The organism is Oscillospiraceae bacterium NTUH-002-81, from assembly GCA_032620915.1.
In the GTDB taxonomy this organism is placed as follows: Bacteria; Bacillota; Clostridia; order Lachnospirales; family Lachnospiraceae; genus JAGTTR01.
Genome location: CP136052.1, coordinates 1,428,114 through 1,453,399, shown reverse-complemented (window position 1 = coordinate 1,453,399; position 25,286 = coordinate 1,428,114). Strand labels below are relative to the sequence as shown.

23 protein-coding genes and 1 pseudogene are annotated in these 25,286 nt (G+C 51.7%); 4 read left to right on the top strand and 20 right to left on the bottom strand.

Going from position 1 to position 25,286, the window contains the following annotated elements; translation table 11 throughout:
* Positions 1–125 precede the first annotated feature (125 nt).
* The 5 genes from RJD28_06895 to RJD28_06875 form a co-directional block, all read right to left on the bottom strand.
* On the bottom strand, positions 126–1,364 hold the full coding sequence (locus RJD28_06895) for a stage III sporulation protein AE (GenBank protein WNV59201.1): 1,239 nt from the start codon (positions 1,362–1,364) through the stop codon (positions 126–128).
* Positions 1,365–1,382: 18 nt separating this feature from the next.
* Positions 1,383–1,772: a SpoIIIAC/SpoIIIAD family protein gene (locus RJD28_06890; GenBank protein ID WNV59200.1), complete on the bottom strand. Its 390-nt coding sequence runs from the start codon at positions 1,770–1,772 to the stop codon at positions 1,383–1,385.
* 17 nt (positions 1,773–1,789) lie between these two features.
* Positions 1,790–1,984 (bottom strand): stage III sporulation protein AC, encoded by a 195-nt coding sequence (spoIIIAC, locus tag RJD28_06885; GenBank protein ID WNV59199.1) that lies wholly within the window; start codon positions 1,982–1,984, stop codon positions 1,790–1,792.
* A 15-nt stretch (positions 1,985–1,999) separates the two neighbouring features.
* Positions 2,000–2,572, bottom strand: coding sequence for a stage III sporulation protein AB (locus tag RJD28_06880; GenBank protein ID WNV59198.1), 573 nt, complete (start codon positions 2,570–2,572; stop codon positions 2,000–2,002).
* An 83-nt stretch (positions 2,573–2,655) separates the two neighbouring features.
* The gene (locus RJD28_06875; protein ID WNV59197.1) at positions 2,656–3,696 is read right to left on the bottom strand and encodes a stage III sporulation protein AA; all 1,041 of its coding nucleotides are present in this window, start codon (positions 3,694–3,696) and stop codon (positions 2,656–2,658) included.
* A 144-nt stretch (positions 3,697–3,840) separates the two neighbouring features.
* Here RJD28_06875 and RJD28_06870 point away from each other — a divergent pair, with 144 nt between their 5' ends.
* Positions 3,841–4,248, top strand: a complete 408-nt coding sequence (locus tag RJD28_06870) for a PaaI family thioesterase (GenBank protein WNV59196.1) — start codon at positions 3,841–3,843, stop codon at positions 4,246–4,248.
* A gap of 37 nt (positions 4,249–4,285) precedes the next feature.
* Here RJD28_06870 and RJD28_06865 read toward each other — a convergent pair whose 3' ends face one another.
* A complete protein-coding gene (locus RJD28_06865; protein ID WNV59195.1) occupies positions 4,286–5,497 on the bottom strand; it encodes a VWA domain-containing protein in 1,212 nt (403 codons plus the stop codon).
* Positions 5,497–6,318 carry a MoxR family ATPase gene (locus tag RJD28_06860; protein ID WNV59194.1) on the bottom strand — a complete coding sequence of 274 codons (822 nt, stop codon included), beginning with the start codon at positions 6,316–6,318 and terminating at the stop codon, positions 5,497–5,499. Before RJD28_06860 ends, RJD28_06865 begins: the two co-directional genes overlap by 1 nt.
* Positions 6,319–6,853: 535 nt before the next feature.
* Between RJD28_06860 and RJD28_06855 the strand changes: the two genes are divergently transcribed.
* Both RJD28_06855 and truA read left to right on the top strand, forming a co-directional pair.
* Positions 6,854–7,714 carry a PHP domain-containing protein gene (locus RJD28_06855; GenBank protein WNV59193.1) on the top strand — a complete coding sequence of 287 codons (861 nt, stop codon included), beginning with the start codon at positions 6,854–6,856 and terminating at the stop codon, positions 7,712–7,714.
* Positions 7,715–7,774: 60 nt separating this feature from the next.
* On the top strand, positions 7,775–8,515 hold the full coding sequence (gene truA, locus RJD28_06850) for a tRNA pseudouridine(38-40) synthase TruA (protein ID WNV59192.1): 741 nt from the start codon (positions 7,775–7,777) through the stop codon (positions 8,513–8,515).
* Between the two features lie 101 nt (positions 8,516–8,616).
* Here truA and RJD28_06845 read toward each other — a convergent pair whose 3' ends face one another.
* The 13 genes and pseudogenes from RJD28_06845 to RJD28_06785 all read right to left on the bottom strand — a co-directional run bounded on the left by RJD28_06845 (position 8,617) and on the right by RJD28_06785 (position 24,428).
* Positions 8,617–13,194 carry a DUF3783 domain-containing protein gene (locus tag RJD28_06845; GenBank protein ID WNV59191.1) on the bottom strand — a complete coding sequence of 1,526 codons (4,578 nt, stop codon included), beginning with the start codon at positions 13,192–13,194 and terminating at the stop codon, positions 8,617–8,619.
* A gap of 363 nt (positions 13,195–13,557) precedes the next feature.
* On the bottom strand, positions 13,558–13,983 hold the full coding sequence (locus tag RJD28_06840) for a DUF3842 family protein (GenBank protein ID WNV59190.1): 426 nt from the start codon (positions 13,981–13,983) through the stop codon (positions 13,558–13,560).
* Positions 13,984–14,117: 134 nt separating this feature from the next.
* Complete coding sequence (locus tag RJD28_06835) at positions 14,118–15,248, bottom strand: 5-methyltetrahydropteroyltriglutamate--homocysteine S-methyltransferase (GenBank protein ID WNV59189.1); 1,131 nt, start codon at positions 15,246–15,248, stop codon at positions 14,118–14,120.
* 99 nt (positions 15,249–15,347) lie between these two features.
* Positions 15,348–16,259, bottom strand: a pseudogene (locus RJD28_06830) (LysR family transcriptional regulator).
* A gap of 25 nt (positions 16,260–16,284) precedes the next feature.
* Positions 16,285–16,617 (bottom strand): MBL fold metallo-hydrolase, encoded by a 333-nt coding sequence (locus tag RJD28_06825; protein ID WNV59188.1) that lies wholly within the window; start codon positions 16,615–16,617, stop codon positions 16,285–16,287.
* An 83-nt stretch (positions 16,618–16,700) separates the two neighbouring features.
* On the bottom strand, positions 16,701–17,120 hold the full coding sequence (locus RJD28_06820) for a nucleotidyl transferase AbiEii/AbiGii toxin family protein (GenBank protein ID WNV59187.1): 420 nt from the start codon (positions 17,118–17,120) through the stop codon (positions 16,701–16,703).
* The gene (locus RJD28_06815) at positions 17,117–17,539 is read right to left on the bottom strand and encodes a nucleotidyl transferase AbiEii/AbiGii toxin family protein (GenBank protein WNV59186.1); all 423 of its coding nucleotides are present in this window, start codon (positions 17,537–17,539) and stop codon (positions 17,117–17,119) included. Before RJD28_06815 ends, RJD28_06820 begins: the two co-directional genes overlap by 4 nt.
* Complete coding sequence (locus RJD28_06810) at positions 17,526–18,143, bottom strand: hypothetical protein (GenBank protein WNV59185.1); 618 nt, start codon at positions 18,141–18,143, stop codon at positions 17,526–17,528. The genes RJD28_06815 and RJD28_06810 overlap by 14 nt, the downstream gene beginning before the upstream one ends.
* 174 nt (positions 18,144–18,317) lie before the next feature.
* Complete coding sequence (locus RJD28_06805; protein ID WNV59184.1) at positions 18,318–19,523, bottom strand: aldo/keto reductase; 1,206 nt, start codon at positions 19,521–19,523, stop codon at positions 18,318–18,320.
* Between the two features lie 181 nt (positions 19,524–19,704).
* Positions 19,705–20,532, bottom strand: a complete 828-nt coding sequence (locus RJD28_06800) for an SDR family oxidoreductase (protein ID WNV59183.1) — start codon at positions 20,530–20,532, stop codon at positions 19,705–19,707.
* A gap of 67 nt (positions 20,533–20,599) precedes the next feature.
* Entirely contained in the window at positions 20,600–21,823 is a 1,224-nt protein-coding gene (locus tag RJD28_06795) for an MFS transporter (GenBank protein ID WNV59182.1), read from the bottom strand.
* 347 nt (positions 21,824–22,170) lie between these two features.
* Positions 22,171–23,496, bottom strand: a complete 1,326-nt coding sequence (locus tag RJD28_06790) for an MATE family efflux transporter (GenBank protein ID WNV59181.1) — start codon at positions 23,494–23,496, stop codon at positions 22,171–22,173.
* Positions 23,497–23,672: 176 nt separating this feature from the next.
* Positions 23,673–24,428, bottom strand: a complete 756-nt coding sequence (locus tag RJD28_06785; GenBank protein ID WNV59180.1) for a peptidoglycan recognition family protein — start codon at positions 24,426–24,428, stop codon at positions 23,673–23,675.
* Positions 24,429–24,697: 269 nt separating this feature from the next.
* Here RJD28_06785 and RJD28_06780 point away from each other — a divergent pair, with 269 nt between their 5' ends.
* A complete protein-coding gene (locus tag RJD28_06780) occupies positions 24,698–25,213 on the top strand; it encodes a DUF2798 domain-containing protein (GenBank protein ID WNV59179.1) in 516 nt (171 codons plus the stop codon).
* The last annotated feature ends 73 nt before the right edge of the window (positions 25,214–25,286 follow it).

The window sequence follows — 25,286 nt, the reverse complement described above, 5'->3', positions numbered from 1 at the left end:
TTCCGCTCCATGTTTTTCCTTATCTTTCAAAACAATTTTCGCCCAGCCCCTGCACAAGCCTGCCAACGTCAGTCCAATACAAATGTAAAAATGTAACATTCTGGTTTTCCATGTGCCGACAGTTCCTACGCACGCATCGCCACGCAGACCACTGCCAGCGTCAGCCAGAACAGCAGCGTCGCCGTGAACATCACCTTCATGAGCAGCACCATGCCGTCCCCCACGCTGCTGATACACGCCACGATCCGGCTGTCGGACACCGGCTGCACCACGGCGGCCGCCAGCTGGTAGCTCACGGCAAACAGCGCCACCTTCGCCAGGGGGATCAGACAGAGCACCGCCAGAAATACCAGCCCCGCCGCACCGATGCTGTTGCGGATGAGCACTCCGGCCCCTAGCACCAGATCCGAGACAGAGTCAAACACCTGCCCGACCCCGGGAAGCATGCCTGCCGTTTTGGTCACCACGTCCTTCTTAAAACCATCCACCGCCGGGGCAATGAGCCCCTGCACCAGATTGAAGCCCAGCACCGCCGCCGTCATGCCTTTCAGCGCCATTTCCGTTCCCTGCCGGAACAGCCCGGCCATTTTCGACAGGATGTCCTCCTTTGTCATCTGGTTCACCAGCATGAGCAGCACGTACAGATGCACCGTCGGAAGCAGCAGCTTCTCCATCACCGCCTCCACCACTGAGATCAGCAGCAACACCCATTCCAGGAACACCGCGCCAGTCACCGTTCCCCCGGACAGCCCCAGGGCCAGCACGAAGGATGGCATAAGCACCTTCATAAATCCCAGCACCCGGGCCAGCATCTGCTCCACCAGCCCTGACGCGGTGCCGAAGGCCTTCATGAGAATGGTCAACAGCAGCACATACACCATGTAGTAGCTCACCTCGGAGATCTGCCGGTTTTGAAAAATATCAGAAAACCCGGTGAGGGTGGCCGCGATCAGGGCGATCATCACCACATGGATCAGCGTGGTTTTATTGGTTTTCCATTCCGCAAACAGATTGTCCGCCAGCAGCTCCCGAAAAAGCAGCAGCCCGTCCCGGACACTGCCCTGCACGAAAGCCCGGATCACATCGGAGAAACGGATGTCCGTTTTCTCATCCATCTGCTGCAGAAAAGTATCGATCTCCCCAAAATCCAGCTGTTCCAGAAGGGTGTCCGTGTAGTCCGGCGTCTCCTCCCGCCAGAGGTCAGAAACTGCAGCAGATGCCGGGAGCGCTGGTGTCAGTGGCCACTGGCAGGACGCTGCCCGGGCAGGGAGCACCGGAAGGAAAAATAAAAGCATGCCCAGCAGCAGTCCCGGCAATCTTTTGTGCCTTGTCTTCCGAAAGTGCATCGCATTTTTCTCACACATCTCTGCCTCTATCTCCATTCACATGCCCAGAAATCCCTTCATGGTCTCCAGCAGCGACAGCAGGATCGGCATGCTCACCGCCAGAATGGTCAGTTTTCCAAACACCTCGATCTGGCTGGCAATGGCCTGATACCCGGTATCCTTGCAGATGGCCGCGGAAAATTCCGACACATAGGTAATACCTGCGATCTTCAACAGTGTCTGCAAGTACACATTCTGGATGGAAAGATAGCTCTGGATCGTCTCCATGGTCCGGGTGATGATGGAAAGCCGTCCCACCGCAAAGTAAAAAATAAAAATGCAAGCCGCCAGACTCACATAGACGGCATACTCGGATTTCATCTGTTTCAGCTGTACCGCCAGCAACACCCCCGTGATCCCGGCAGCGCCGATACGGATCATATCCATGCCTATCTCCTCCTTTTTTACAGGGAAAACAGTTTTTTGATCGTGTCAAACAGTTCATAGATGTATGGTAAAATCCAGAACAGCACCACCAGCAGTCCCGCCAGGCTCGTGAGGAAAGCGTGTTCCTCCCTGCCGCTGTGTTTTAACACCTGGCTGAGCACAGATACCAGGATGCCCACCGCTGCAATTTTAAAAATCAGATTTACACTCATGTACGCTCTCCCCATTTACAACAGCAGAATCACCAGAAAAATGCCTGCGCTCACCCCCAGCAGCCGGGCCATGCGCATCCGTGCGGCGCAGCCGCCCCGCAGTTCCCCTACTCGGTCCAGCAGCTGCTCCTGCACAAACTGAATGGACGAAAGCTGCATCTGCTGATCCAGATAGCCGAACCCCTCTCCGAAGGACAGCAGCAGTTCCACGTCCTGGGTCTGCAGGGCCTGCGCATCTGCCCGTGCAAACTGCTCCACCCATTCCTTCCATATAAAAGCAAAGCTTTCTCCCTCACCCGCTTCCAGCCGGTCTGCCAGTGTCTTCAGCCATTTGCCAAAGGGCGGCTCCATGCGCCCGGCCATCCGCCCGAAGGCCTCCGCAGCCGGTGTCCGGCTGCTTCGGATCTCTCCCGCCAGCAGGAGGAACATGCGCCGCAGCTGGGTCAGCAGCTGGATCCGCCGACGGTAGTCCAGGCTCACAGCCGCTCCCAGCCCCGTGGCCGCTGCCAGCACGGTCAGGCTGCCCGCCAGTCTCACAAGCCCTGCCAGTCCCATCTTGCGCCACTCCTTTCCTTGATTCCCACTCATTTTCCATTCTCTTTTCACGGGATTCCATGCAACGCTGCGCTTTCTGTCTGCTGTACGCCTGCCAACATTCTCCTTTTTCGTTTTCAGCTATCTGGCAGACGCACAGGCTTCCCGTTCCCGTCCAGGATCTGTCGGATGCGTCCGGGCGTCTCCCCCATTTCCAGAAATACATACCGGTCAAAAATATGATCCTCCAGGAATTTTTTACAGAAGGGCTTCTTTTCCAGCTCTTCCATACTGCTGCCGTGCATGGTGGCCAGCACCCGGCAGCCGCAGCAGCTGGCATAGGCAATGCTCTCCACGTCCTCCGGCCTGCCGATCTCATCCACTGCCAGCACATCCGGTGCCATGGAGCGAAGCAGCATGCGCATGCCCTCCGCCTTGGGGCAGCCGTCCAGCACATCACAAGACACCCCCAGATCACAGGTGGGAATGCCCCGATAGGAACCGGCGATCTCGCCCCGCTCATCCACAACCCCCACGGTCAGCGGCTGCGTCATCCCCCATTTTTCACATTTTTCCACAGATTTTGTCCCATCTTTATACGCCGCGGCATTTCCGTCCCGGGTATACGCCTGTCCCTCCTCCGCGCCCCCGGCCAGCAGACGGATCAGATCCCGCAGCAGCGTGGTTTTTCCACAGCCCGGCGGTGAGATCATGAGCGTATGGCACAGCTGCCCGTTTTCCATGAGAAGCGGCAGCAGCAGCCGGGCACACCCCTTCACTTCATGGGCCACCCGCACATTGACCGACGTGATATACTTCATGCCCAGGATCCGCCTGCCGTCATAGATCACTTTTCCGGCCACGCCGATGCGGTGACCGCCCTCCACGGTGAGAAATCCCTCCCGCAGCTCCTCCTCATAGGCATAGAGGGAATAATTGCCCGCCAGCTCCATGGTCTCCCGCAGTTCCTCTTTTGTCACCACATATCCCAGCTCCTCCCGGCTTGTCAGATTTCCGCTGCCGGAAAGATAATACATGTGGCTGCCCCCGATGATCTGCACCGGCCGGTTGGCCCGCAGCCGGATCTCCCGGATATTGTCATAATCCAGGCAGGCACTTTGCAGCGCCCCTTTCAGTTTGGCCGGAAACAGCCGGATGATTTCCTTTTCCCTGTCCATATGTCCACCTCTTATCCCTACTATATGTGAAATCAGCCAAAATAGAACCAGGATATGTGTGCGGACACGGATTTTATTTGACCAGCTCTGCCCTGTCTGGTAAGATAAATATCATATCTAACGATAGGCAAAAGGGGGATCTTCATGAGTTATCTGGAAGAATTTAAAGAAAAAAATATTGATATGGGATTCAACGCCGCTATGGGCATTGAGGTACTGGAACTGGAAGACGATTATTCCAAAGTACGCATTCCAATCAAAGACTGGGAGCAGAATCCCATCAACGCCGTGCACGGAGGTATTATCTTTGCACTGGGCGATGTGGTGGGCGCTCTGGCCACCTGGAAAATGGGCAAGATGGTCACCACCCAGTCCTGTCACATTTCCTTTCTGAATGCCGCCATCAATGCCACCGATCTCATCGGGGAGGGACGACCGCTGCACCTGGGAAAACGCACCTACGTGGTGGATGTGGAGATCCGGGACACAAAGGGCACGCTGATCAGCAAAATGACCAATGAGTATCACGCAATGAACCGGGAGATCGTCTGATCCCCCGGTTCTTTTCTTTTCGAGATTCTTTTTCACATTATCGACTGACCATCAAACAGTCCAACGCCTCTTTTAACCCCTGCACAGATAATTTATACATGGGAAACAGCTGGCCGATCCGGTATTCGCTCTCCAGCCACGGCAGCATTTCCACATTGTCGTGCTTGCGGGGATTGAGCCAGACGATCCGCTTGTAATGCTGCCTGAACAGCCGCAGCCAGTCAATGCCCGGCAGGCCGCCGTTGCCGCCCCGGTAATTGCCCACCACGCTCATCAGCTCTTCCCGGCCCATTTGGGCATCTCCCACAATGATGACCCGATATTCGGAATCCAGGTTGCGGAACACCCACTCCGTATCCACCCAGTCACCGTAATCGCACTCCGGCGTTTTGTAGAGGTTGCTGTAAATACAGTTATGAAAATAATAGATCTTCACATCTTTGAAATGGTTGGCCTTGTCCACCGCGTGAAACAGATTGCTACACAGGGAGCTGAAAGGCATCATCGTTCCGCCGGAATCAAACAAAAGCAGCAGCTTCACCGTATTTTTCCGCGGTTTGTCAAATTCCAGCTGTAGATATCCCCCATTATTGCAGGTGGCATCCACCGTCCGGTCAATGTCAAGCTCCGTCCGGGGCACGTCCAGCCGGGAGGAAAACTGCCGCAGCCGCCTAAAAGCCACCTCAAACTGTCTCGTATTCAGCGCCTTGTCCAGCCGGAAATCCCGGTACCGCTCCTCACCGATGACCTGAAAGGCCGAGCGCAGACCACTCTGCCCGTTGATGCGGATGCCGCCGGGGGTGCGCCCGCCATTGCCAAAAGTAGAGCCACCCCGCCTGCCGATCCAGTAGGTGCCGCCGTCATGCCGGGTTTTCTGTTCCTCCAGACGCTCCTGAAACCGCCTGCGGATCTCCTCCTCATCCGGCGGCTCCTGATTTTTCCGGTACAGGATGTTATTTTCCTGATCCCACATGGTTTCCTCGTCCGCCTCGACATTCTCCAGCCATTCCATGAACTGGGGCGGAATCTCGTCCATCGTTTTGATCCCCTGGAAAAACTCCTGAAACGCCCGGTCATATTTATCATAATCGGTCTCACTTTTCACAAGGATCATCCGGCCCAGATAGTAAAACTGCGTCAGACTGGCCCCGGAAAGTCCCTGATCCAGCGCCTCCATAAAGGTCAGCCACTCTGTCAGCGATACCTCCAGCCCTTTCGCTTTTAAAAGATAGAAAAATGGAGTAAACATCAATATCTCCTTTTTTGCAAGGTGTTCAGATCCTCATCCTTTTTCAGCAGCACGCCGATAAATGGAAGCTCCTCCCGGATTTTTTCCGGATCAATGCCCGAGAGCAGCAGCGCCTGCAGCCAGTCGATAAGCTCCGAGGTGCTCGGTTTTTTCCGAATGTCCTTCAAGCCCCGGATCCAGTAAAAGGTCTCAAAAGCCTGCTGTAACAGATGATCCTCCAGATGGTCAAAATGCGCCCGGACGATCTCCTCCATCTGCTCCGGCCCCGGAAACTCAATATAGTGGAAAATACACCGGCGCAGGAACGCGTCCGGCAGCTCCTTCTCCGCGTTGGAAGTGATGATCACGATGGGACGATGCTTTGCCCGCACTGTTTCCTTCGTCTCGTGGATATAAAATTCCATCCGATCCAGCTCCCACAGCAGGTCGTTGGGAAATTCCAGATCCGCCTTGTCGATCTCGTCAATGAGCAGCACCGCCTGCTCTTCGGAGGAAAAAGCCTCGCCCAGTTTTCCCAAGCGAATGTAATGGGCGATGTCATCCACCCCCGCCTCGCCGAACTGACTGTCATAAAGACGCTGGATCGTGTCATACACATAAAGTCCCTCCTGGGCCTTGGTGGTGGATTTGATATTCCAGATCAGCAGCGGCTTGTCCAGCGCTTTCGCGATGGCCTCCGCCAGCATCGTTTTACCCGTTCCCGGTTCCCCCTTGATCAGCAGCGGCTTCTGCAGCTGCATGGCAATGTTCACCGCCGCCATCAGCTCCTGCGATGCCACATACTCCGTTGATCCTTTGAATGTGTTCTGTTCTGCTGTCATAAAATTTCTCCTAACTTTCACTCAATAGATTTCGTATTGATCATTCCCACTGTTAAATCACACGAATTGCTCCGTGCGGTGCACTCCCGCAATTCTACGTCCATTCGCATATCGTGTAGCTTACGCTCCACTTTCATGCTCATGTCCGGGCGTGTCGTAAGATTCGCCTCCCGCCTTTGTGCAAGCACAGGCGGAATCGGATCTTCGTCACTGTGATTTCATTATACCTGACAGCGTGTCCCCGGCGCAACGCTTTTCCTCTTTCCGGCAGCATCTGTCCTTGCTCATTTGTCCGAAAACAGGTATAATAAAGGCGTTCCCGAAAATTGAGAAATAATATCATGATGCCAGGGGCAACAGCCAAAAAGAACGATGCGCTCGCGCAAAAGTGATTTTATGGCTGAATGCCCCGCCCTAATATGAGGATAAAAGTGGGGCGAATGCCACACGATATCCGAATATTGGGCAGGATTGTGAGAGTACGAAGTACGAAACAATCCGTAAGGCATCTAAAAAAGAAAAGGACTCCAATACTATGAGATATGTAGACCTGCATGTCCACTCCACTGCCTCGGACGGCACCTTTTCCCCGGAAGCGCTGGTGGATTATGCCTTACAAAAACAGCTGGCAGCCTTTGCCCTGACCGACCACGATACCATTGACGGTCTGGCCCCGGCCATCGCCTATGCCAGAAATACCGATGTGGAGGTCATCCCCGGCATCGAGCTTTCCACCGAATACAACGGCCGTGACATCCACATCGTCGGCCTGTTCATTGACTACGAAAACCCCGTTTTTCTGGAGCATCTGGCCGAATTCTGCGCCTCCCGTGACCGCCGCAATGAAAAAATGGCGGCACGGCTGACAGAAGCCGGATGTCCCATCACCATGGAGGAGCTCACCGAAGCCTTCCCCGATGCCGTCATCACCCGGGCCCATTTTGCCCGGCTCATGATGCAGAAAGGCTACATCCAACAGATCAAAGAAGCCTTCGAAAAATACATCGGCGACAACGGCCCCTGCTTTGTTCCCCGGGAAAAAGTCACCCCCTGGGACGGTGTCCGTCTCATCCGGGAGGCCGGAGGTCTGGCTGTGCTGGCCCATCCCGTGCTCTACCATATGAACGAGCACGCCCTGCATAAGCTACTCTTTCCATTAAAGGACGCGGGGCTCACTGCCATTGAAGGCCTGTACGCCACCTACAACCATGCCGACGAGGCCATGGTGCGCCGCCTGGCCAGCCGACATTCCCTGCTCTTAAGCGGCGGCTCCGATTTCCACGGGGATAACAAACCCGGCCAGGACATGGGCACCGGCTTTGGAAATTTACGGGTGCCGGAGACGATCCTTGACGACCTTCGTGCCGTCTGGCAAAAGAGTAACCACGGAAAATAGGAAAAGCACGCTATTGATAACCGGAAAGCATTAATATATAGAAAGAGAGACACTGTCTTTATGAAAAACTTCAAACTGACGATAGAATACGACGGCAGCCGTTACAGCGGCTGGCAGCGCCTGGGGAAGGGCGAATCCACCAATACCATCGAAAATAAGATCAAAGAAGTACTGAAAAAAATGTCCGGCCAGGATGTGGAGCTTTTCTGCGGCTCCCGGACAGAGGCCGGCGTACACGCCTATGGCCAGGTCATCAGCTGCAAACTGGACACCGATCTGTCTGCGGCAAAGGTGCGCCAGTACCTGAACCGGTATCTGCCCATGGACATTGCTGTACTGGAAGCGGAAGAAATGCCGGAGCGGTTCCACGCGGCCTTAAACGCCCACTCCCGCACCTACGTTTACCGGGTAGCCATCGGCGACGTGCCCAGCGTCTTCGAGCGCAAATACACCTACTACTGCTTCGGCCGCCCAGACGTTTCCACCATGAAGGAGGCAGCAGCGCTGTTAAAAGGCACCCACGATTTTGCCGCTTTCTCCACGGCCAAAAAGAGCAAATCCACCGTGCGCACCATCACCGATCTGGAAGTATACGCCGACGACAAGGAACTGCAGATCACCATCACCGCCAACGATTTTCTTCACAACATGGCACGGATGATCGCTTCTACCCTGCTGGACATCGGCCTGGGCAAACGGCCCGTATCCGACATTCCCGCCATCTTCGATCCCAAAGCACCGGCAGAGGCCAGCGTACCTGCCGATCCCCAGGGACTGTTCCTGGAACGGGTGGATTATTAAAAATATGAAATAAGCAAGAGCTCCGAACAGAGAATCCATTCCCTGCCGGAGCTCTTAACACGTTGCCCTACGGTTTTATATCTTCATGAGCAACACTTTTGTTATTTCGCTCTTCTCTTTCTGGACACGGCTGCCGCGATGGCTGCGCTGGCCAGAAGTCCTGCCAGATACAGCTCCCAGGGGGTGTTGTCCCCGGTCTTCACTGCACCGCCGGAAGAACCTCCATTGTCTGTGTTGGAACTGCTGCCGGAACCATTCGGACCACTTCCGCCGGAGCTGTTCCCGGAGCCATTGGAATTATTTCCGCTGGAACCGTTACCGGAGCCGTTGGAGTTGTTTCCATTGGAGCCGTTGCTGCCGTTATTGGCATTGGAACCATTTCCATTGTTTCCGTTGTTGGAATTGCCACCATTCTGCCCACCGTTGTTGTTGCCGTTTCCGTTATCCTGGTTGCCATTGTCCCCCGGATTGACCGAAGGCTTTTCCTGGGTCTGAGCTGCCAGCACCGCACGGTCACTGCGGCCCACCGGGCTGACTGCTGCCACTTTTACGATGTAGCCGGTCTGCACTTCCAGACCATCCACCAATGCCTCTGTGGCATCTCCGGCACAGGTGATCTCTTTTACAAGAACACCCTCCTTATACACGGATACCACGTAGCTTTCCGGCAACGGCTGATTGTCTGCCTGCGCTGGCGCATTCCATGTCACTTTCATGTAATCGGTTCCGGCAATGACGGTTGCCGCAGGAGCTTCCGGCACCTGCAGCTGCGCTTTCAGCGTGCCGTACAGATCCTCTCTGCTCACCTCTACTGTGGAACCGATGAGCACTTCTGCAGATACCTGATCCAGCACAGGGCCGGTTTCTCCGGTTCTCCAGCGGTATTCATACTCTGCTCTTTCCACGCCATCCTTGACACTGGCAGTCAGACGATAGGTACCATTCTCATTTTTCTCCACCGTGATAATGGCAGTTCCCTGGATTTCTTTTTTCTCTGTGACGCTCAGGTACAGTTCTTTTAATGTATGATAAGCCGTCGTCAGCTCTTCCTCCGAAGGCTCGTAGCTGCCGATCACCGCATTGGCATCCGCGATGGCCTGCTGCAATGCCTGCCAATCCTTACTTGTGCCGTAAACCTTTTCGTCCAGTTTTTCCGCATCTTTTACGAGGCTGTTCAGCGCGATCAGCACCTGGAAGGTGTTGTGCTCTTCCTTGATGTCCTCGATCAGTTCATGGAATTCGTATTCCCGGTTGTACTCTGTCACGATAGCCTTGTGGTCGATGCGCAGGCCGTTTGCCTGCATCTCATCCAGGAACCGGTCCAGCAGAGACTCGGGCAGGTTGCAAAGCAGCATGAACTCGGTATCAAAGGTTGCTCCTGTCCATTCAGATTTGGCAGCTTCGTAGCCATCCAGTCCGGCCAGATAACCAACCGTCTCGTTTAAGTGTGCATATTCCATCGTTTCTGTTGGCACGCCGATCTTGTCAAGGATCTTGCGCACTCTGTCGCCTTTGGAAGAATCATCCCCCAGATTGTAGAGCACCACTTTGTAAGCAGGTGCCTCTTCTCCCGCCGGCAGCACTGGAATGGAGGTAAAGATGTAATCCACCTCTTCTCCCTCCCACTCGGTGTGGGGCAGGCGAAGCTTGATGATCAGCCGGTCACCCGGATTTAACTGGGCTGTGCTGCGCACCGGGATTTTCAGACTGCCATTGGTCACATCTCCCTGGGTGCTGTTGGCTTTTGCCACAACCTTTGCCTTATCAAAATTCTCCCACAGCTCATTTTTCTCAAACTCATCGTCCGTGTACGCTGCGGAAAACTGGTATACGCTCACATCACAGTAAAATTCATCCCCCAGGCTCAGATATTCATCGGAATACTGCACCGTCAGCGGAATCTCAGTAGAATCTGCTGCCACAGCGGACACATCAAAGGCCGCATACGGCGTGCCCCAGTCAGGAGACGGCAGCACCGTCATTTCCTGAGAACGTCCCTCCACGCCGTCCGCTGTCACGATAAGTAACAGTTTGGCGCCTGCTTTTAAGTTTCCTACGCCAACATACAGCTTCTGGTTTGTCGTAGAGCTATACAGAACACCGCTGCACAAGGTTTCCGCGGCTGCCGCATCAAACGTATCCGTGGTGTACTGATACAGTTTGTAAGAAGCATCACTCGTATTGGTATCCATCGTCATAGAAGCCGTAATGTTTGTAATACCTGCGGTCAGCTTCTCCGGTTTTGTCAAAATATAAGCTATCGGTTTTTCCTTTTCCGGCTCCGCCTCAATGAGTACCGATTTGGAAACCGCCTTTGTTCCGTCTGACACCTCCAGCTCTGCAGTCAGGTACTTGCCTGCGGTCAGTTTGTCATCCCCGAAGGTAATCTTCCGGCTGCCGGAGGAATTGGAAATTGCCCCATAATAAATTCTGTCTGCCTCGGTATAGGTGTCTCCCTCATGGCAGTACAGTGCCAGTTTTGCAGTCAGCTGCTCGGAAAATTCTGTCTCTACCCAGACATCCTTCCGATCTGCCCGTACCTGGGAAGTCACGATCCCCACCTTGGGCTCCACGGTCGGCAGGTCGCCGGTCACCGGGATCTCGGCAGCTTCTTTTGTGTAGCCCCTGTCCGCATCTGCGTCATATTTATACAGATATATGAGAACCGTCTGTCCGACCTGTAATTTCACATTTTCATAGAACGATAAGGTATAATTGCCTTCTCCTGTGAAAGGAACAGAAGCAAGCCGCTGTCTGTCATCAGAATCTGCTCCGCTTCTGCCGACTGCAGCAATCAGGTAGCCACCTTTGAGATTGTCGCATCCCTTTACAACAATATCTGCGCTCTTGGCATCCATTGTGAAACTGGTCTGCTGTACCATAATGCTGTCCTCTGCCACCACAGGGAAAGCAGCGCTGATAAATGTTTTGTCTCCATTCTGATATCTGAGAGACAGGCAAAGCCGCTCTCCTGCCTGTAATGCGTCCAGACCCTCAAAGGTAATGTCACCCGGCTTCTGTCCATAACGTACTGCCAGCGGATTGGCTGTATCCGGCTTTCCATCACTGGCGATCCGACACAAACGCGTCACATTAATATTATTATCATCCACTGCTACAAGCGCTTTCACATGGAAAGTCACAGAAGTGGTGCCTGCCAGCAGCATGCCATCTGTTGTTACCTCAAAAGGCACCGGCTCCTGCACCGTCACCGGTTCGCTGGAAGCAATGATATCTCCTGCATGGTGCCAGAATACAACCACTTTCTGCCCTGCACTGGCGGAACCGGCTTTGGGAGATACGGTAATGGTTCCGGCCTCTGCATTCTGCACGGCTGCAACCAGCGTTCCCTGATTCATGGCAAATGCTTCCGTATCTGCCGGGTAGCTCTTAATGATGAGCATGGAGCCGCTGGGAGCATCTCCCTTTAATGTCACCTCAAAATCTTTTCCCTCTGTGATAGTTCCCACGGTCACCTCCGGATCATCCGTAGAAGGTGCTGCACTTACCAGCACAGAGTCATCCGGGCGATGGAAAGATTCCTCATAGTCATTGCCCTTTGCAAGGAAAATATCTTTATTCTGGGACCAGTATACGACAGCGCGCACGCGATAACCCGCTTTCAGTGGCTCGCTGAGGGTGATCTCTTTGCCGCTGAAGGGCTCTGCACCGCTGATATTGCTGGCCAGAGAAATCTGATGCTCCCCTTCAAAATCAAAGGTCTCATCTGCCGGATACTGACCGACCGCACAGGTAATGCTTGTCTGACCTGCCTGGGCAGCCGCAAACAGCCGCTCGTCTCCGGTCAGCGTGATATGCAGGGTTGTTGCGCCCTCCACCAGCGTATCCTCATCAATCTTAACATCCGGGTAAGTATAATCCTGGAAACCGGAGCCACTGTCATCCACCACCTCGATGGCCTGAGAAACCACCGAACGATAATTGTCCTCTCCCACCGGTACATTCAGGCAGGCAATGACATTATGATACTTCTGCAGTTTCTGATTAAACGTACAGGTATATGTTCCACTGGTTACTTTCCCGGACCATAATCTCAGGTTATACACCATGTCCGGATCAAAGCTCATATTAGAAGAATATCCGAAAATCGTCATATAGCAGCCATCTGTCAGGCTGGGATCCAGATTTACCTCCACATCTACCGACGTATCCGCCTCTGTAAAGGCTTCTGTCCGAAGCAGCTTGACGGAACAGTTCTTGGAAATATCTCCCTCCGGCGTGGTGGGCTGCTCGCTTCCGCTGCCTGCTTTCTCCACAACCAATGCATTAGAAACGTAATCTGTATTATCGTCAGATGCATCTCGAAGTACAGCAAGCACCTTCATCCCCTCGGAAGGTGCAGTCGTTAAAGTCAGGACATTATCCCCCTCCTGTAAATTAGCCACCAGAGAAAAATTGAGCATCTGGTACTCTGCCGTATTCAGCTTACTTGCATCATACTCCTCATCTGCATCCATCTGAATCACCTTCAAAATCCCCAAAGAAGGCACCCGATCCAGATTTACATGGATACTCGTTGTCTCCGTTGTGATTTTTTCATCGGTGATGCGAATCCCCTCCGAACTCGTCGCTGCCTGCGCGGAAATCCCGTTGACAGACAGTGTCATCACCAGCGCCAGCATCAGCGCTACTGCTCTTTTCCATTGTTTTAAGAACACACATGTTCCCCCTTTCGTTGTCTATGACAATTCTCTTTTGTTAGCGTACCCTAACCCATAGACCTGTGCACTTGCTCGCTGGCGTCATCTTTCGCAATTCACAAAGATTATGCATGGTGCCAAGTGCATCCACGTTCCGCTTCGGTCGGTGCATAACAAACGTCACTGGCACTTTACACCCTCACCGAGCGTTTTGATATGACAGGACGAACTTTCCTACCACGAAAAAAATATGGCAGATCTCTAAAGTTAGTTCATTCTAACTCTAAAAAATCTACCATATTTTTCCAAATCCATCAACGTTTTTCACGAAGAATATAATTTTTCTCAATAAACAAAACTGACATCCGCACTACAAATGACTTACATGCCCGCCGCCAGCTCCGCGATCTTCCGCACGGCATCCGCAATGTACTCCGTCAGCGGCTTCTGCTCCACGCCCGCCATATACAGGGAACATTTATTGCTGGGCACCAGAATCTTCATGGCCGGGCTCTGGGACACGGCAGAGGCAATGGCCGGAGACACCTCTCCATGAAGGGCATTGCCTAAGATAATCCCCACCGGCCCCACGATCACATCCGTTTTCTCACAGCAGCTGATATTGTACAGTACGGCGCTTTCCCCGCTGGCCCCGGCATCCGCGCCTGCTTTCATCATATTGGAAGTGGCAATGGCATTGGTGCCCGCCGCCATCAGTTCCGCCGCAATGCCGCTCTGGCGGATGAAGGTAATGAGCGTCTTGCCGACACCGCCGCCCTGTCCATCGATCACAAGTATTTTCATCATTTCCAGATACTCCTCTCGTTCTCTCTGGAAACCATTATACTATAGGTCTGCCCATCCGCCAAGCATCTTCCTGTCACCGATCCCCCGCACTTTTCCGATCGGACTTCCCTGCCGCCTCCGTCGGCCTTTGCTTTCTATCGGATATCTTTCCACACTTCTTCTGCGATTTCTTTTACCAGCGCAAGCTTCGCCCACTGTTCTTCCTCTGTCAGCTTGTTGCCGATCTCACAGGAAGCAAATCCGCACTGGGGGCTTAAGTACAGCCGCTCCAGGGGCACATACTTTGCCGCCTCATGAATGCGGGCGATAACCGTCTCTTTCTCCTCCAATTCCGGACGCTTGGTGGTGATCAGGCCCAGCACTACCTTCTTGTCACCGGTGATTTTGGCCAGCGGTGCAAAACCGCCGGAACGCTCGTCATCGTATTCCAGATAGTAGGCATTGACATGCTCTTCGCCAAAAAGAAGATCTGCCACACCGTCATAGGCCCCGGAGCTGAAAAATGTGGAATGATAATTGCCTCTGCACACATGGGTGTTGATAACCAGATCCGCCGGTGCCTGCTCCACCACCCGGTTATTCAGTGCAAGCACCAGCTTCTTGTACGCTTCCAGCCGCTCACCTTTCCGTCCGGTCAGCGCCACCGCCAGCTTCGGATTCACCATGCCGCCCCACACGCAGTCATCAAACTGCAGGTTCCGGCAGCCAGCGGCGTAGATTTCCTGCACAAACTGTCCGTAAGCTTTTACCACATCATCGGCAAAGGCTTCCTCCGTTCCATAAATATCCAGCGTGGTGCCAAGAAGCTGGGCACCGGTGAAATACGCGTAAAACTGCCCCGGGGAAGGAATGGTCTGTTTTGCCACGGTATTTTCATCCTCCAGCGCCTTCACAAATTTGAAATGCTCCACGAAAGGATGCTTTTTCACGGAAATTTTTCCCACCATGTATGTATCATCGATCATGGCAGCTTCCGCATCAAAGGTGGTGTTGCCCTCCACCGTTTTCTTGTGCTCCACACCCTGAAATCCCCACATAAAATCCAGATGCCAAGTGGATCTGCGGAACTCGCCGTCCGTGATCACATGGTACCCCAGCGACTTTACTTTTGCCACCAGCTCCCGGATGCACGCATCCTCCACTTCCTTCAACTGTGCCGCATCTATTTTCTTTGCCTCAAAATCTGCCCGGGCCTGTTTTAATTTTGCCGGACGCAGAAAGCTTCCCACATAATCATATCGAAAAGGTGTCTGTAAATTGCTCATGTTCATTTCCTCCGTTGTCTTTTTGATCATGGGATCATTATAAATGGCCGCGGAGGCATTGTATAATATTTAAAATTCGGCATTCTTCATAGTTTTAAACTATGATAAGACCGGCTCCAGATACCGTTTCAGCGCTTCCAGATAACTGCTGCCCAGACGGCTCAGCCTGCCCTTTCGATGGGTAATGTAGCCGATCCGCATCTCGCTCTCGTCCGCCAGCGGCACCGCAATGATATCCTTTCCGTTCAGTTTCCGGTCGATCACGCCGCTGCACACCGTATAGCCGTTCAGGCCGATGAGCAGGTTAAACAGCGTCGCCCGGTCCCGCACCCGGATGTTTTTCTTTCGCTCAAAAGCAGAAAAAATCTCCTCCGAAAAATAAAAGGAATTATGCTCTCCCTGCTCAAAAGAAAGATACGGGTACTGCTGCAGCTCCTCGTTGGTGATCACCTCTTTCGAAGCCAGCGGATGCCGCCTGCTGATAAACACATGAGGCTTCGCCACAAACAGCAGATGAAACTCCAGATCCTGAGATTTCAACAGTTTCTGCAGCACCGCTTCATTGAAATCATTCAGAAACAAAATACCGATCTCGCTGCGCATCCGGGCCACATCCTCGATGATCTCATAGGTCTGCGTCTCCCGGAGACTGAAATCGTAAGCATCCTGGCCGTATTCCTTGATCAGATCCACAAAGGCATTCACCGCAAAAGAATAATGCTGGGTGGACACGCAGAACTGCTTCTTCCCGCCATCCCCGTTTTTTTATTTATCCTCCAGGATCGCCGCCTGCTCCAGCACCTGCCTGGCATATCCCAGGAAATCCTCGCCCTCCCTGGACAGCGTGATGCCCTTGTTTGTCCGGTTGAAAATCACAATATGCATCTCTTTTTCCAGCTCATGAATGGCATTCGTCAGACTGGGCTGGGTGATGTACAGCCGGTTGGCCGCCTCCGTGATCGTTCCCGTCTCCGCCACGGTGATGATATATTTTAATTGTTGAAGTGTCATGGTGTCACCTTCCCTTACAGGCGAATTATACTATTTTTTTGAAAACAGCACAACGAAAAAGCCCCCGCATCTTCCCGGCATCAAATACCACCACGCCCTGTAGGGGCTCCTGTTCGGTATCCCACTGATTATCAGACAAATGGTGCACCATTTCTGTCGGATAAAGCGCTGTAAACGCCTCCACCGGAGCCAGCTCCTGTACCCCGGCTTCACCATCCCGGTAATGCATGGGAATGATCACTTTGGGCTCGATCTGCGCCATCATCCGTCTGGCTTTTTCGCTGTCAATGGTATAAATGCCGCCCACTGGCACCATGCAGATATCCACCTGTTTCAGTGTCTGGATCAAAGGGATCAATCAAAATCCGTTCTTTTCCACAACTGATCTGAAAACATGCATGTCCCATCCACTCTATTTTCATTGTATCACCACCCATCCAATTATTTTACGCGGTAATTGAACGTTTCCTTTCTAGTTTTATTCTTATACAAAAACACATCCGACTCCGCTACCACAGCAATGCCATTTTTAATGGCGTAATCATAGTTCATGTCTTCATATAGTAATTTTTGAGTCACATTTCGGTAATCAGGTTCATAGAAATGACCGGTGATCATTTCTTTCAGCATTTCAGGAATATTATATTCCAGCTGCGCAGATGGATGATTCTTTGCGTGCATTCTGTCATTTCTCACAACGTCAATCAATTCATCCAAATTCTGATCGAACTTTACCATCGGAAGTAATTTACAGATATCATATAAATGACGGGAGGCTCTATCCTGCATATTCTGGATACGATAATCACAAATGGCAAATACCTTGTCAATAAAAGTTCGTTCTATTGACTGCACATTCATATTAAGCGTTGCTGCTTCAAATGGAACAGGAAGTGATTTGCTGAAAAAAGAGAATCGTAATGAAACACATACCTGTTGTAGTCATATCTTGATTTAATCTGATCTGGATTTGTAAGCTCCATCCCCTGTGACTTAGCAATCTCTACAATACACTCTTTCGATGCTTTTCTTTCAGACTGCATCAATTTCCGATTCATTGACAGATCGATATCTTCGGAAAATCGATTTATCAAACCATATGCTTTTGACAGGGATGTTCCACCCTTAAATACAAAAGGCAGATCCGTTTTCGATAATCCCAATAAAAACATAGATTGAAGGGCATCTTTTTCAACCATCAGCTCCGCTCTTTTACATTCACGGGCAACGGTTTCTATAATTTCTTTCCATTCTCTCCTATATTCACTATACCAGCTCACCCATCAGCCCTCCTTGATAAATATTTCTGTACACCCGATCAGGGAACAATGAGATGTATTTTTTTACGACAGAAAAATCCACCTGCAATAGATTTACAAATTCTTTCAGCTTCATTTTCAATAAATCACCCGAAAGCTCACTGTATTTGTCAACAGTTGTCATCAGATCCAAAAATTGCAAAACAACCTGATTTTCTTTCGTAATTTCGGTAACCGGCTTATAAATGATCAGGTTCCTTCCATCAATGCAAAGCTTTCTCTGTTTTGTGGTTGCTTCATTCGAACATACCTCTATACAGGCCGGGGTCTGGGTTGTAAATCCATACATATTGGCAAGCTGGATTCCCGTAATGTATCCAGATACACTGCCATTAGAATGAATAAACTTCTTTTCTACATATTTATCCACCGACATCTTCCCTTTTGTTCCCAGAATCGTCGTATATGCCAGATAATAGACCCCATTAAACAGACGCTCCATTTTTCCGTTATCTACAAGTTTTTTCATTTCCTGACGGACGTAATCTCTGGAATCTCCCGGAAGCTCGGACAGAAAAATCGGCTCATCCTTTTCATAATTTTTCAATATATAATCATACAGCATAGCAAAACCTCACATATTTGAAATTATTTATTTCATTTTTATTATACCTGATATCCTACCCATGTCAAATGTATTTCATCATTTTATTTTTCCCGCAAAAAGACCAGACAGCCCCTGTTTCCAGAGGCTGCCCGGCCTTTTTACAGACAAATATTCAAAATGGTGACAAATGGCTTAATCGTGTTTGTGCTTCTCCTTCATGGCAGCGATATTTGCCTCCGGGTTATAGCACTCGATGTCCTTGTATACATAATCTTTCAGATAGTCGATGATCGGCAGATGCTGCGGACAGACTTTCTCACACTTCTTACAGCCGATGCAGGCGGAAGCCGGGCCTCTGCCCTGTTCCATGTAGTTCATGTAGTAGAACGTCTGGGTCTGCGGCAGGCTCGGATCGTCCAAGCGCAGCCGGTTCAGGTCGTTGTACAGGGCGAAGTAGTCGGGAATGTCGATGTTCTTCGGACACTGTACTTCACAGTATCTGCAGTAGGTACACGGAATGGCCACCTTGGAGTTGATGATGTCCACCACCTGATCGATGATCTTATACTCTTCCTCGTTCAGCGGTTTGAAGTCGTTGAAGGTCTTCAGGTTGTCATCCAGGAATTCCATCTTCGGCATACCGGCCAGTACCACACGCACGCCCGGCAGGCTGCCCACGAAACGCAGTGCCCAGGAAGCGATGGAAGCGTCAGGATTGTAGTCCTTCATAAGCTTCTGTGCCTCTTCCGGGATGTTGACCAGGGTACCGCCCTTGATGGCCTCCATAACCACGACGGGTTTGCCGTGCTTTACAGCCACTTCATAGATTTCCTTGGAACGGATACCCGGGTTGTTCCAGTCGATGTAGTTCAGCTGTTCTACCACGAAGTCGATCTCGGGATGCTCGGTGAGGATCTCATCCAGGAATTCCGGGGAATCGTGGAGGGAAACGCCGAATTCACGGAACTTGCCCTCTGCCCGTTTCTGTTTCAGGAACTCAAAGGTATCCCATTTCTTACAGTTTTCATATGCCTCACGGCCGATGCTGTGGATCAGGTAGAAATCAAAGTAATCCACATGACATTTTTTCAGCTGCTCCTCGAAAATGGTCTCCATATCTTCTTTTTTCTTCATAAATTTGATGGGCATTTTCGTGGAAAGCAGGAAGGAATCCCGGGGATACCGGTCAACGAGACATCTGCCCAGTGCAGACTCCGACAGCTCGCCGTGATAAATATAAGATGTATCAAAATAGCGGTATCCCGCAGCCATAAACTTATCGATCATCACATTCAGTGTATCATAATCGATAGACATCTGATCATCGGGATCGATCAGCGGAAAACGAAGTCCGCCCATACCAAACCGTTTACCAAAATCAATTTCTTTTTTCTCCATACCCATTTGTCCCCCTTTTATATTTATATCCCTGCGAATTGCTCCGTGCTGCGCACTCCCACAATTCTTCTACGCCCCGCTTCGGTCGGCGCTAAACATGTGCCACTGGCACATAGCGCCCGCTATTCGCATATCGTGGGATTCATATCCCACTTTTATGTTCTTGTGGTATTTGTCTGTATTATAAATCAGTGCGTCCCACGCCTGCATGTGCGATGGAAGACTGACCAAAGGCATATACATAGCCCATGCCGCCTGCCACGTACAGGCAGAGTCCGGTGATGTAGCTGGAAAGATCAGATACCAGGAACAGTGCCGGGCCTGCGATATCTTCTGCCACGCCGGTTCTGCCAAGGGGTACCTCGATGTCAGCGATGCCCTTGAGCATGGCCTTTCTCTCCGGGCCGTCGTCCATCAGCTCATCCCAGAATGCGGTGACGATGGGGCCGGGCTTCACGCAGTTGACGCGGATGCCGAATTTTGCCAGATCCATGGCCAGGTTCACGGTCAGGGACTCACAGGCGCCTTTTGCCATATGATACTCGTATGCCGGTGCGGTGGGATTGAAGGCGCCGTTGGAGGAACAGATGACGATCTTGCCGCTCTTCTGTTTCTTCATGTAAGGAACGACTGCGAAGCAGGAATAGTACATGCCCCACTGGTTGACAGCGGTGGTCTTCTCCAGCACCTGCTCCTGGGTCAGGTTCGGGTCGCCGTCGAAGGTCTTGCCTGCGAAAGCAGCCAGGATGTCGATCCGTCCGAACTCTTCTGCCGTCTTGGCTGCGATGGCTTCCACATCCTCCCGTTTGGATACGTCCATGGGCTGATAGAACCGTGCCACGCCGCCTGCTGCCGTGATCTCATCCACAACCTTCTGTGCCTTCACCGGGTTGAAATCCGCGATGACAACCTTGGCTCCCTCGGAAGCGTACAGCTTTGCCGTTGCCTCTCCCATTCCGGAAGCGCCGCCTGTAACGATTGCAATCTGGTCTTTTAACATGTCTTTCATAAATTCTTACCCCTTCCCAAATTTATATTTTTCATTCTATCCGTTCTGTAAATGGATCTCTCCTGTTTTACGATCTCTTCTGTGTCTCCTGGAAAAGCTTGCCGCGCTCGCCCAGCTCCGGGATCATCAGGGAGCCACAGACCGTACAGATCACGCAGCAGATTGCAAATACGATGAAAATACCGTTAAAGTTCGTTCCCAGGGCGTTGGCTACCACAATGGGAAGCACAAAGCCGATGATGCCTTTGATGGTCTCGTTAAAGCCGGAAGCTGCACCGATATTTTCCGGGCCGAAATCGCCGGTCATGGGCAGCAGCGGGATCCGTCCTGCACACAGTCCCAGGGAACCGCCGAAGAACAGGCCGCCCAGGATGACGCATACCCAGGTGATCGTTCCGATCGGAAGGAACCAGCCTGCCAGAATGAGGATAGCACTGCCGATCATGGCTACCGCCAGCAGCGGGTTAAATTTTTTCACAGAATTCAGGATCGCCGTCATAATGAAACCGCCGATGAGCAGAGACAGGTTCAGTGCGGTACCCATAGCCGAAGCGGATGCCGGGGACAGGCCCTTGCTCACGAAGGAATTGATCATGTAGGAGTTTACCAGCTGGGAGCTGGTCACTGCCATACTGAAGGCAATGATGATCATCCACAGATTCTTGCTCTTATACACAGCGCCGGAGCCATTGCCTGCATTCTGCACCGGAGGCATCTCCATCTTGTAAGGGCCTTCGCCGCCGATCACAAGCCAGAAGATCAGCAGTGCCAGATAGAGAATGCCCACAAGAAGCATGGCGTTCTTGATGCCTAAGATCCCGCCCACGGCAAATCCCAGAGCCGAACCGATACCGGCACCGGCGTTCAGGAACGACATGGCTGTTCCCACATTTTCCGGCGGGAACCAGGTTGCCACAACCTTCGGGCCTGCCACCTGGCAGATGCCTACACAGAAGGAAGCCAGGAAGGTGAGGATCATCACCGGAATATACGATGTCATAAATGCACGGACGAAGAAAAGCACCACGCCGATGGCCATAAATGTCATAATACTCTTGCGGACGTCTTTCGTATCCAGCATCCGCCCGAAAATGATACCGCCAAACACACCCACAACCGATGTCACAGATGTCAGTGTCGTCAGCTCCGCCTGCCCTACCCCCAGCACTTCCATGGTCGATAATGCACAGGCAGGGAACACGATCAGGTTAAATGTCATAATTGCCATAAATAATGTGAAAAATGCCACGATCCCCATTGCGCGGCCGGAGTCTTTCTGTTCCTTTCCCATAAATACACCCCTTTACCCATAATTTTGTACAACCCCACATCGATGTTGACTCTATTCTATAGTAATTTTTACGAATTGTAAACAATCGTTAATTATTAAACAGTATTGTTAAGTTAAAAATTAGACATATTTTCCGTTCTGTTTTTGTATATTTTTTAAGTTTCAAAAGGGGTTATTAACGATTTCTTAACACTTGATTGTATATTATGCCATCTGCCTTTTTTGTATAAACTTTTCAGGCAATTTACTGATAATTTTTTATCAAAAAATTTTCAAGTTTTTTTCAAAAAAATACAGGTACCGCCCGAAAATTCGAAATTTTCAGACAGGCACCTGTATGGAAGTTCTCAGATCACCCGATAGTTTTTCCACTTGCCCTGCCGGAACCGCAGCCAGAAAATCACGCCTCTGACCACCCAGTCCAGACACATGGCACAGGCAATGCCCACCACGCCCATATGCAGGACGATGGCAAACAGAATGGAGAACACCAGCCGCACGCCGATGGTGGTGAACAGCGAGGTCACAGTGGTAAAGCGCACATCTCCTGCTGCCCGCAATCCCTTGCCCAGGGGATCGGCAAAGGGAAACGCCAGGGCACTGAACAGATTGTGGAGCAGCACCAGAATGAGGATAAGCTGCTTGGTCTGCGGCTCCAGCGCATAGAATCGGAGCAGCACCGGTGTGGCCGCAAAGATCAGGCTGTTCCACAGCAGGGCAAATCCTACGGTGATCTTTGTCAGTTTTCGGAAATACTGCTCTGTCTGTGAAATATCCCCGGCGCCCATGCACTGTCCGATGACGGTGATGAACACCGGTCCCATGGTGGAAGCCACCAGAGACGCCACCGACCAGATGCTCTGGGCCACGCCGTTTGCCGCGATCTGATACGTGCCGAACAGGGCTGCCACACTGGACAGGGCCACCTTCACCAGCTGGAAAATGCCGCTCTCGATGCCGTTGGGAACGGCGATGCGCAGGATGATTTTCTGCAGGCTTCCATCCAGCCGGAAGATCCATGCTTTCCCATAGCGCACCGGGTTTTTTTCAGAAAAACAAAAGAACGTGATGACCACCGCCGAAAACATCCGGGCCAGCAGGGAGGGCCAGGCCACCCCCGCCACACCGGCATGGAGCCAGAACACACCGATACAGTTGCCCACAACGTTGATGATATTGGAGGCGATGGACAGGTACATGGTGGTGCTGGTCTTTCCAAAGCTGCGGTAAAGGGCCGCCCCGGCATTGTACACGGCCAGCGCCGGGTAGGAATAGGCGGAAATCCACAGATAAGTGACGCAGGCTGCCATAACGTCGTCCTCCACCCGGCCGAACATGAAGCGCAGGATCGTGCTCTTGGCCAGCAGCACCACCACGGAGATGGCCACAGAAAACAGCACCGCCGCCAGCAGTAGCTGAGACACCGCCTCCCCGGCACGCCGGTTGTCTTTTCTGCCGATATACTGGCTGATGACCACGGCACCGCCCGCCGCCAGCGCCGTGAACAGATTCATAAAAATCATATTAAAGGCATTGATCCGGGATACGCCCGACACTGCCGCCTCCCCCAGGAGGCCCACCACAAAAACATCCGCCATGCCCACCAGCGCCATCAGCAGCTGCTCCAGAAAAAACGGGACGATCAGATTTCGTAAATCTTTATTGGAAAACAATCTTACCTCTCCTTCGTTTATATTCCTATCATACATCATACTAAAAAAATAGATGCCTGCCTTTTTCAGCAGACACCTATATTTTAATCGGGAACGGCAGGGATGTCTAATACCCCTGCCGTATTTGCGCTTATGCCTGAAATGTATTTTCCTTTTCTTTTATGCCTGTTCTGGTTTTACTCCTGCTCCTTTGGCGGCGTGCTGCCGTTGGCCTCTATGTAATCCACCACATCCTGCTTGAACTGCGCCCAGGCATCCTCATGCTCCACGAAATACAGAGGACACAGCTTGCCGGTGACGTCGTAATGCCGGATGACAGCATCGATTTTCAGGTTGAATTTTCCCATGAGCCAGGCGGTGAGATGCACAAGGGAATCATAAGTAGCCTGCTCGTAGGAACCGTCCTCGTTGATGTAGCATGTCTCGATGGACACCGTATCGTTGTTGCGGCTGTTGGAGGCGTAGGCCACTTCCTTGGTGGGAATGCACTGGATGATCTCACCCTCGATGCCCACAATGAAATGGCTGCTGGTCTTGGTGATGTGGCTGTCTTTGAGCCCCTCGAAATAATCCCGGTTGTTCTGGGCGCTGGTGCCGGGATTGGCCGTATAATGGATGACAATGCCGGTGATGGGATCGGTGGCCGTCTGGGGCCTGGAATACTCGTTGGGTGTCAGCAGCTGTACGTCATAGTCCGGCGCTTCCACCAGCAGGGTCGCCGGTTCTTCCTTATGAAACAGCCGGTTCCACAGCCATCTGCCTGGAAACCAGACAAGCAACGCAACAAAGAGCACCAGCAGGCACCCTGTTCCGCCCACAAAAATGCCCCGGGCCATCCGCTCCTGCCGCCTTCTCTTCTTTTTTCTCCGGTATCGTTTTTCCTCTTCCCAGTCCCGGTCATAAAACCGGTCGTTTCTTCTGTGCACTGCCATGTCCCCTCGCTGTCCTCTCTGTTAATTAATTCTATTATAGAGAGCACTTGTAAATAAATCCAATGAAAAAAATGAAGTTTTTCTTAAAAAAACACTTACACAATTTTTTCTTTTGTGATACAATAACCCTCGTTCAACCAAATATTGCTTAGATGAAAATGGTAGTGAGATGCTGTGCACACCGCACAATCGCAACGAAAGTTATGATTTGTGGGTGCCCGTCTACACTGCCTTTTTTGTTGCAGTGAATTTCAGAAAGGCGTTTTCTTATGCCGAAAACAAAATTACAGGAACTGGTATTTACAATTCTTATGGTGTTCGTCATGGTTTATGCCATGATCTGCTACAACATTTCTCTCAACATTGGAGGAATGTCCAATGCGGTCTTCCTCATGGCCTTCCATGAGCTGATCATCATGGGCCCTGCTGCTTTTATCCTGGACTTTTTCTTCTATGGGAGCCTTTCCAAGAAAATCGCCTTCCGCATTGTGACGCCGGGTGAGGATAAACCTTTCCTTGTGATTCTGGCCATCTCCTCCGTCACTGTGCTTCTCATGTGTCCGACCATGAGCCTGATCGCTACCTTACTGTTCAAATCTGCCGGAAAAGAAATTATTGCGGTATGGCTGCAGACCACTGCCATGAACTTCCCCATGGCCTTTTTCTGGCAGATCTTCTTTGCAGGATCGATGGTCCGGGCCATCTTCGGAAAACTGTTCCAGGAAAAGGAATCCCAAGTGATCCGGGAAAAAGAAACCTATCCGGAAGGCGGCATCTGCCACTGATCCCATCTATATGCATTGCCGGCAACTGCTTCCTGTTCAGATAAAAAAAGTTCATCAAAAAAAGAGACAGGCT

Coding starts and splice junctions, on each gene's coding strand:
- RJD28_06895 (WNV59201.1), bottom strand. CDS start 1,364: ATGTGTGAGAAAAATGCGATGCACTTTCGGAAGACAAGGCACAAAAGA.
- RJD28_06890 (WNV59200.1), bottom strand. CDS start 1,772: ATGGATATGATCCGTATCGGCGCTGCCGGGATCACGGGGGTGTTGCTG.
- spoIIIAC (WNV59199.1), bottom strand. CDS start 1,984: ATGAGTGTAAATCTGATTTTTAAAATTGCAGCGGTGGGCATCCTGGTA.
- RJD28_06880 (WNV59198.1), bottom strand. CDS start 2,572: ATGAGTGGGAATCAAGGAAAGGAGTGGCGCAAGATGGGACTGGCAGGG.
- RJD28_06875 (WNV59197.1), bottom strand. CDS start 3,696: ATGGACAGGGAAAAGGAAATCATCCGGCTGTTTCCGGCCAAACTGAAA.
- RJD28_06870 (WNV59196.1), top strand. CDS start 3,841: ATGAGTTATCTGGAAGAATTTAAAGAAAAAAATATTGATATGGGATTC.
- RJD28_06865 (WNV59195.1), bottom strand. CDS start 5,497: ATGTTTACTCCATTTTTCTATCTTTTAAAAGCGAAAGGGCTGGAGGTA.
- RJD28_06860 (WNV59194.1), bottom strand. CDS start 6,318: ATGACAGCAGAACAGAACACATTCAAAGGATCAACGGAGTATGTGGCA.
- RJD28_06855 (WNV59193.1), top strand. CDS start 6,854: ATGAGATATGTAGACCTGCATGTCCACTCCACTGCCTCGGACGGCACC.
- truA (WNV59192.1), top strand. CDS start 7,775: ATGAAAAACTTCAAACTGACGATAGAATACGACGGCAGCCGTTACAGC.
- RJD28_06840 (WNV59190.1), bottom strand. CDS start 13,983: ATGATGAAAATACTTGTGATCGATGGACAGGGCGGCGGTGTCGGCAAG.
- RJD28_06835 (WNV59189.1), bottom strand. CDS start 15,248: ATGAGCAATTTACAGACACCTTTTCGATATGATTATGTGGGAAGCTTT.
- RJD28_06820 (WNV59187.1), bottom strand. CDS start 17,120: ATGAATGTGCAGTCAATAGAACGAACTTTTATTGACAAGGTATTTGCC.
- RJD28_06810 (WNV59185.1), bottom strand. CDS start 18,143: ATGCTGTATGATTATATATTGAAAAATTATGAAAAGGATGAGCCGATT.
- RJD28_06805 (WNV59184.1), bottom strand. CDS start 19,523: ATGGAGAAAAAAGAAATTGATTTTGGTAAACGGTTTGGTATGGGCGGA.
- RJD28_06800 (WNV59183.1), bottom strand. CDS start 20,532: ATGAAAGACATGTTAAAAGACCAGATTGCAATCGTTACAGGCGGCGCT.
- RJD28_06795 (WNV59182.1), bottom strand. CDS start 21,823: ATGGGAAAGGAACAGAAAGACTCCGGCCGCGCAATGGGGATCGTGGCA.
- RJD28_06785 (WNV59180.1), bottom strand. CDS start 24,428: ATGGCAGTGCACAGAAGAAACGACCGGTTTTATGACCGGGACTGGGAA.
- RJD28_06780 (WNV59179.1), top strand. CDS start 24,698: ATGCCGAAAACAAAATTACAGGAACTGGTATTTACAATTCTTATGGTG.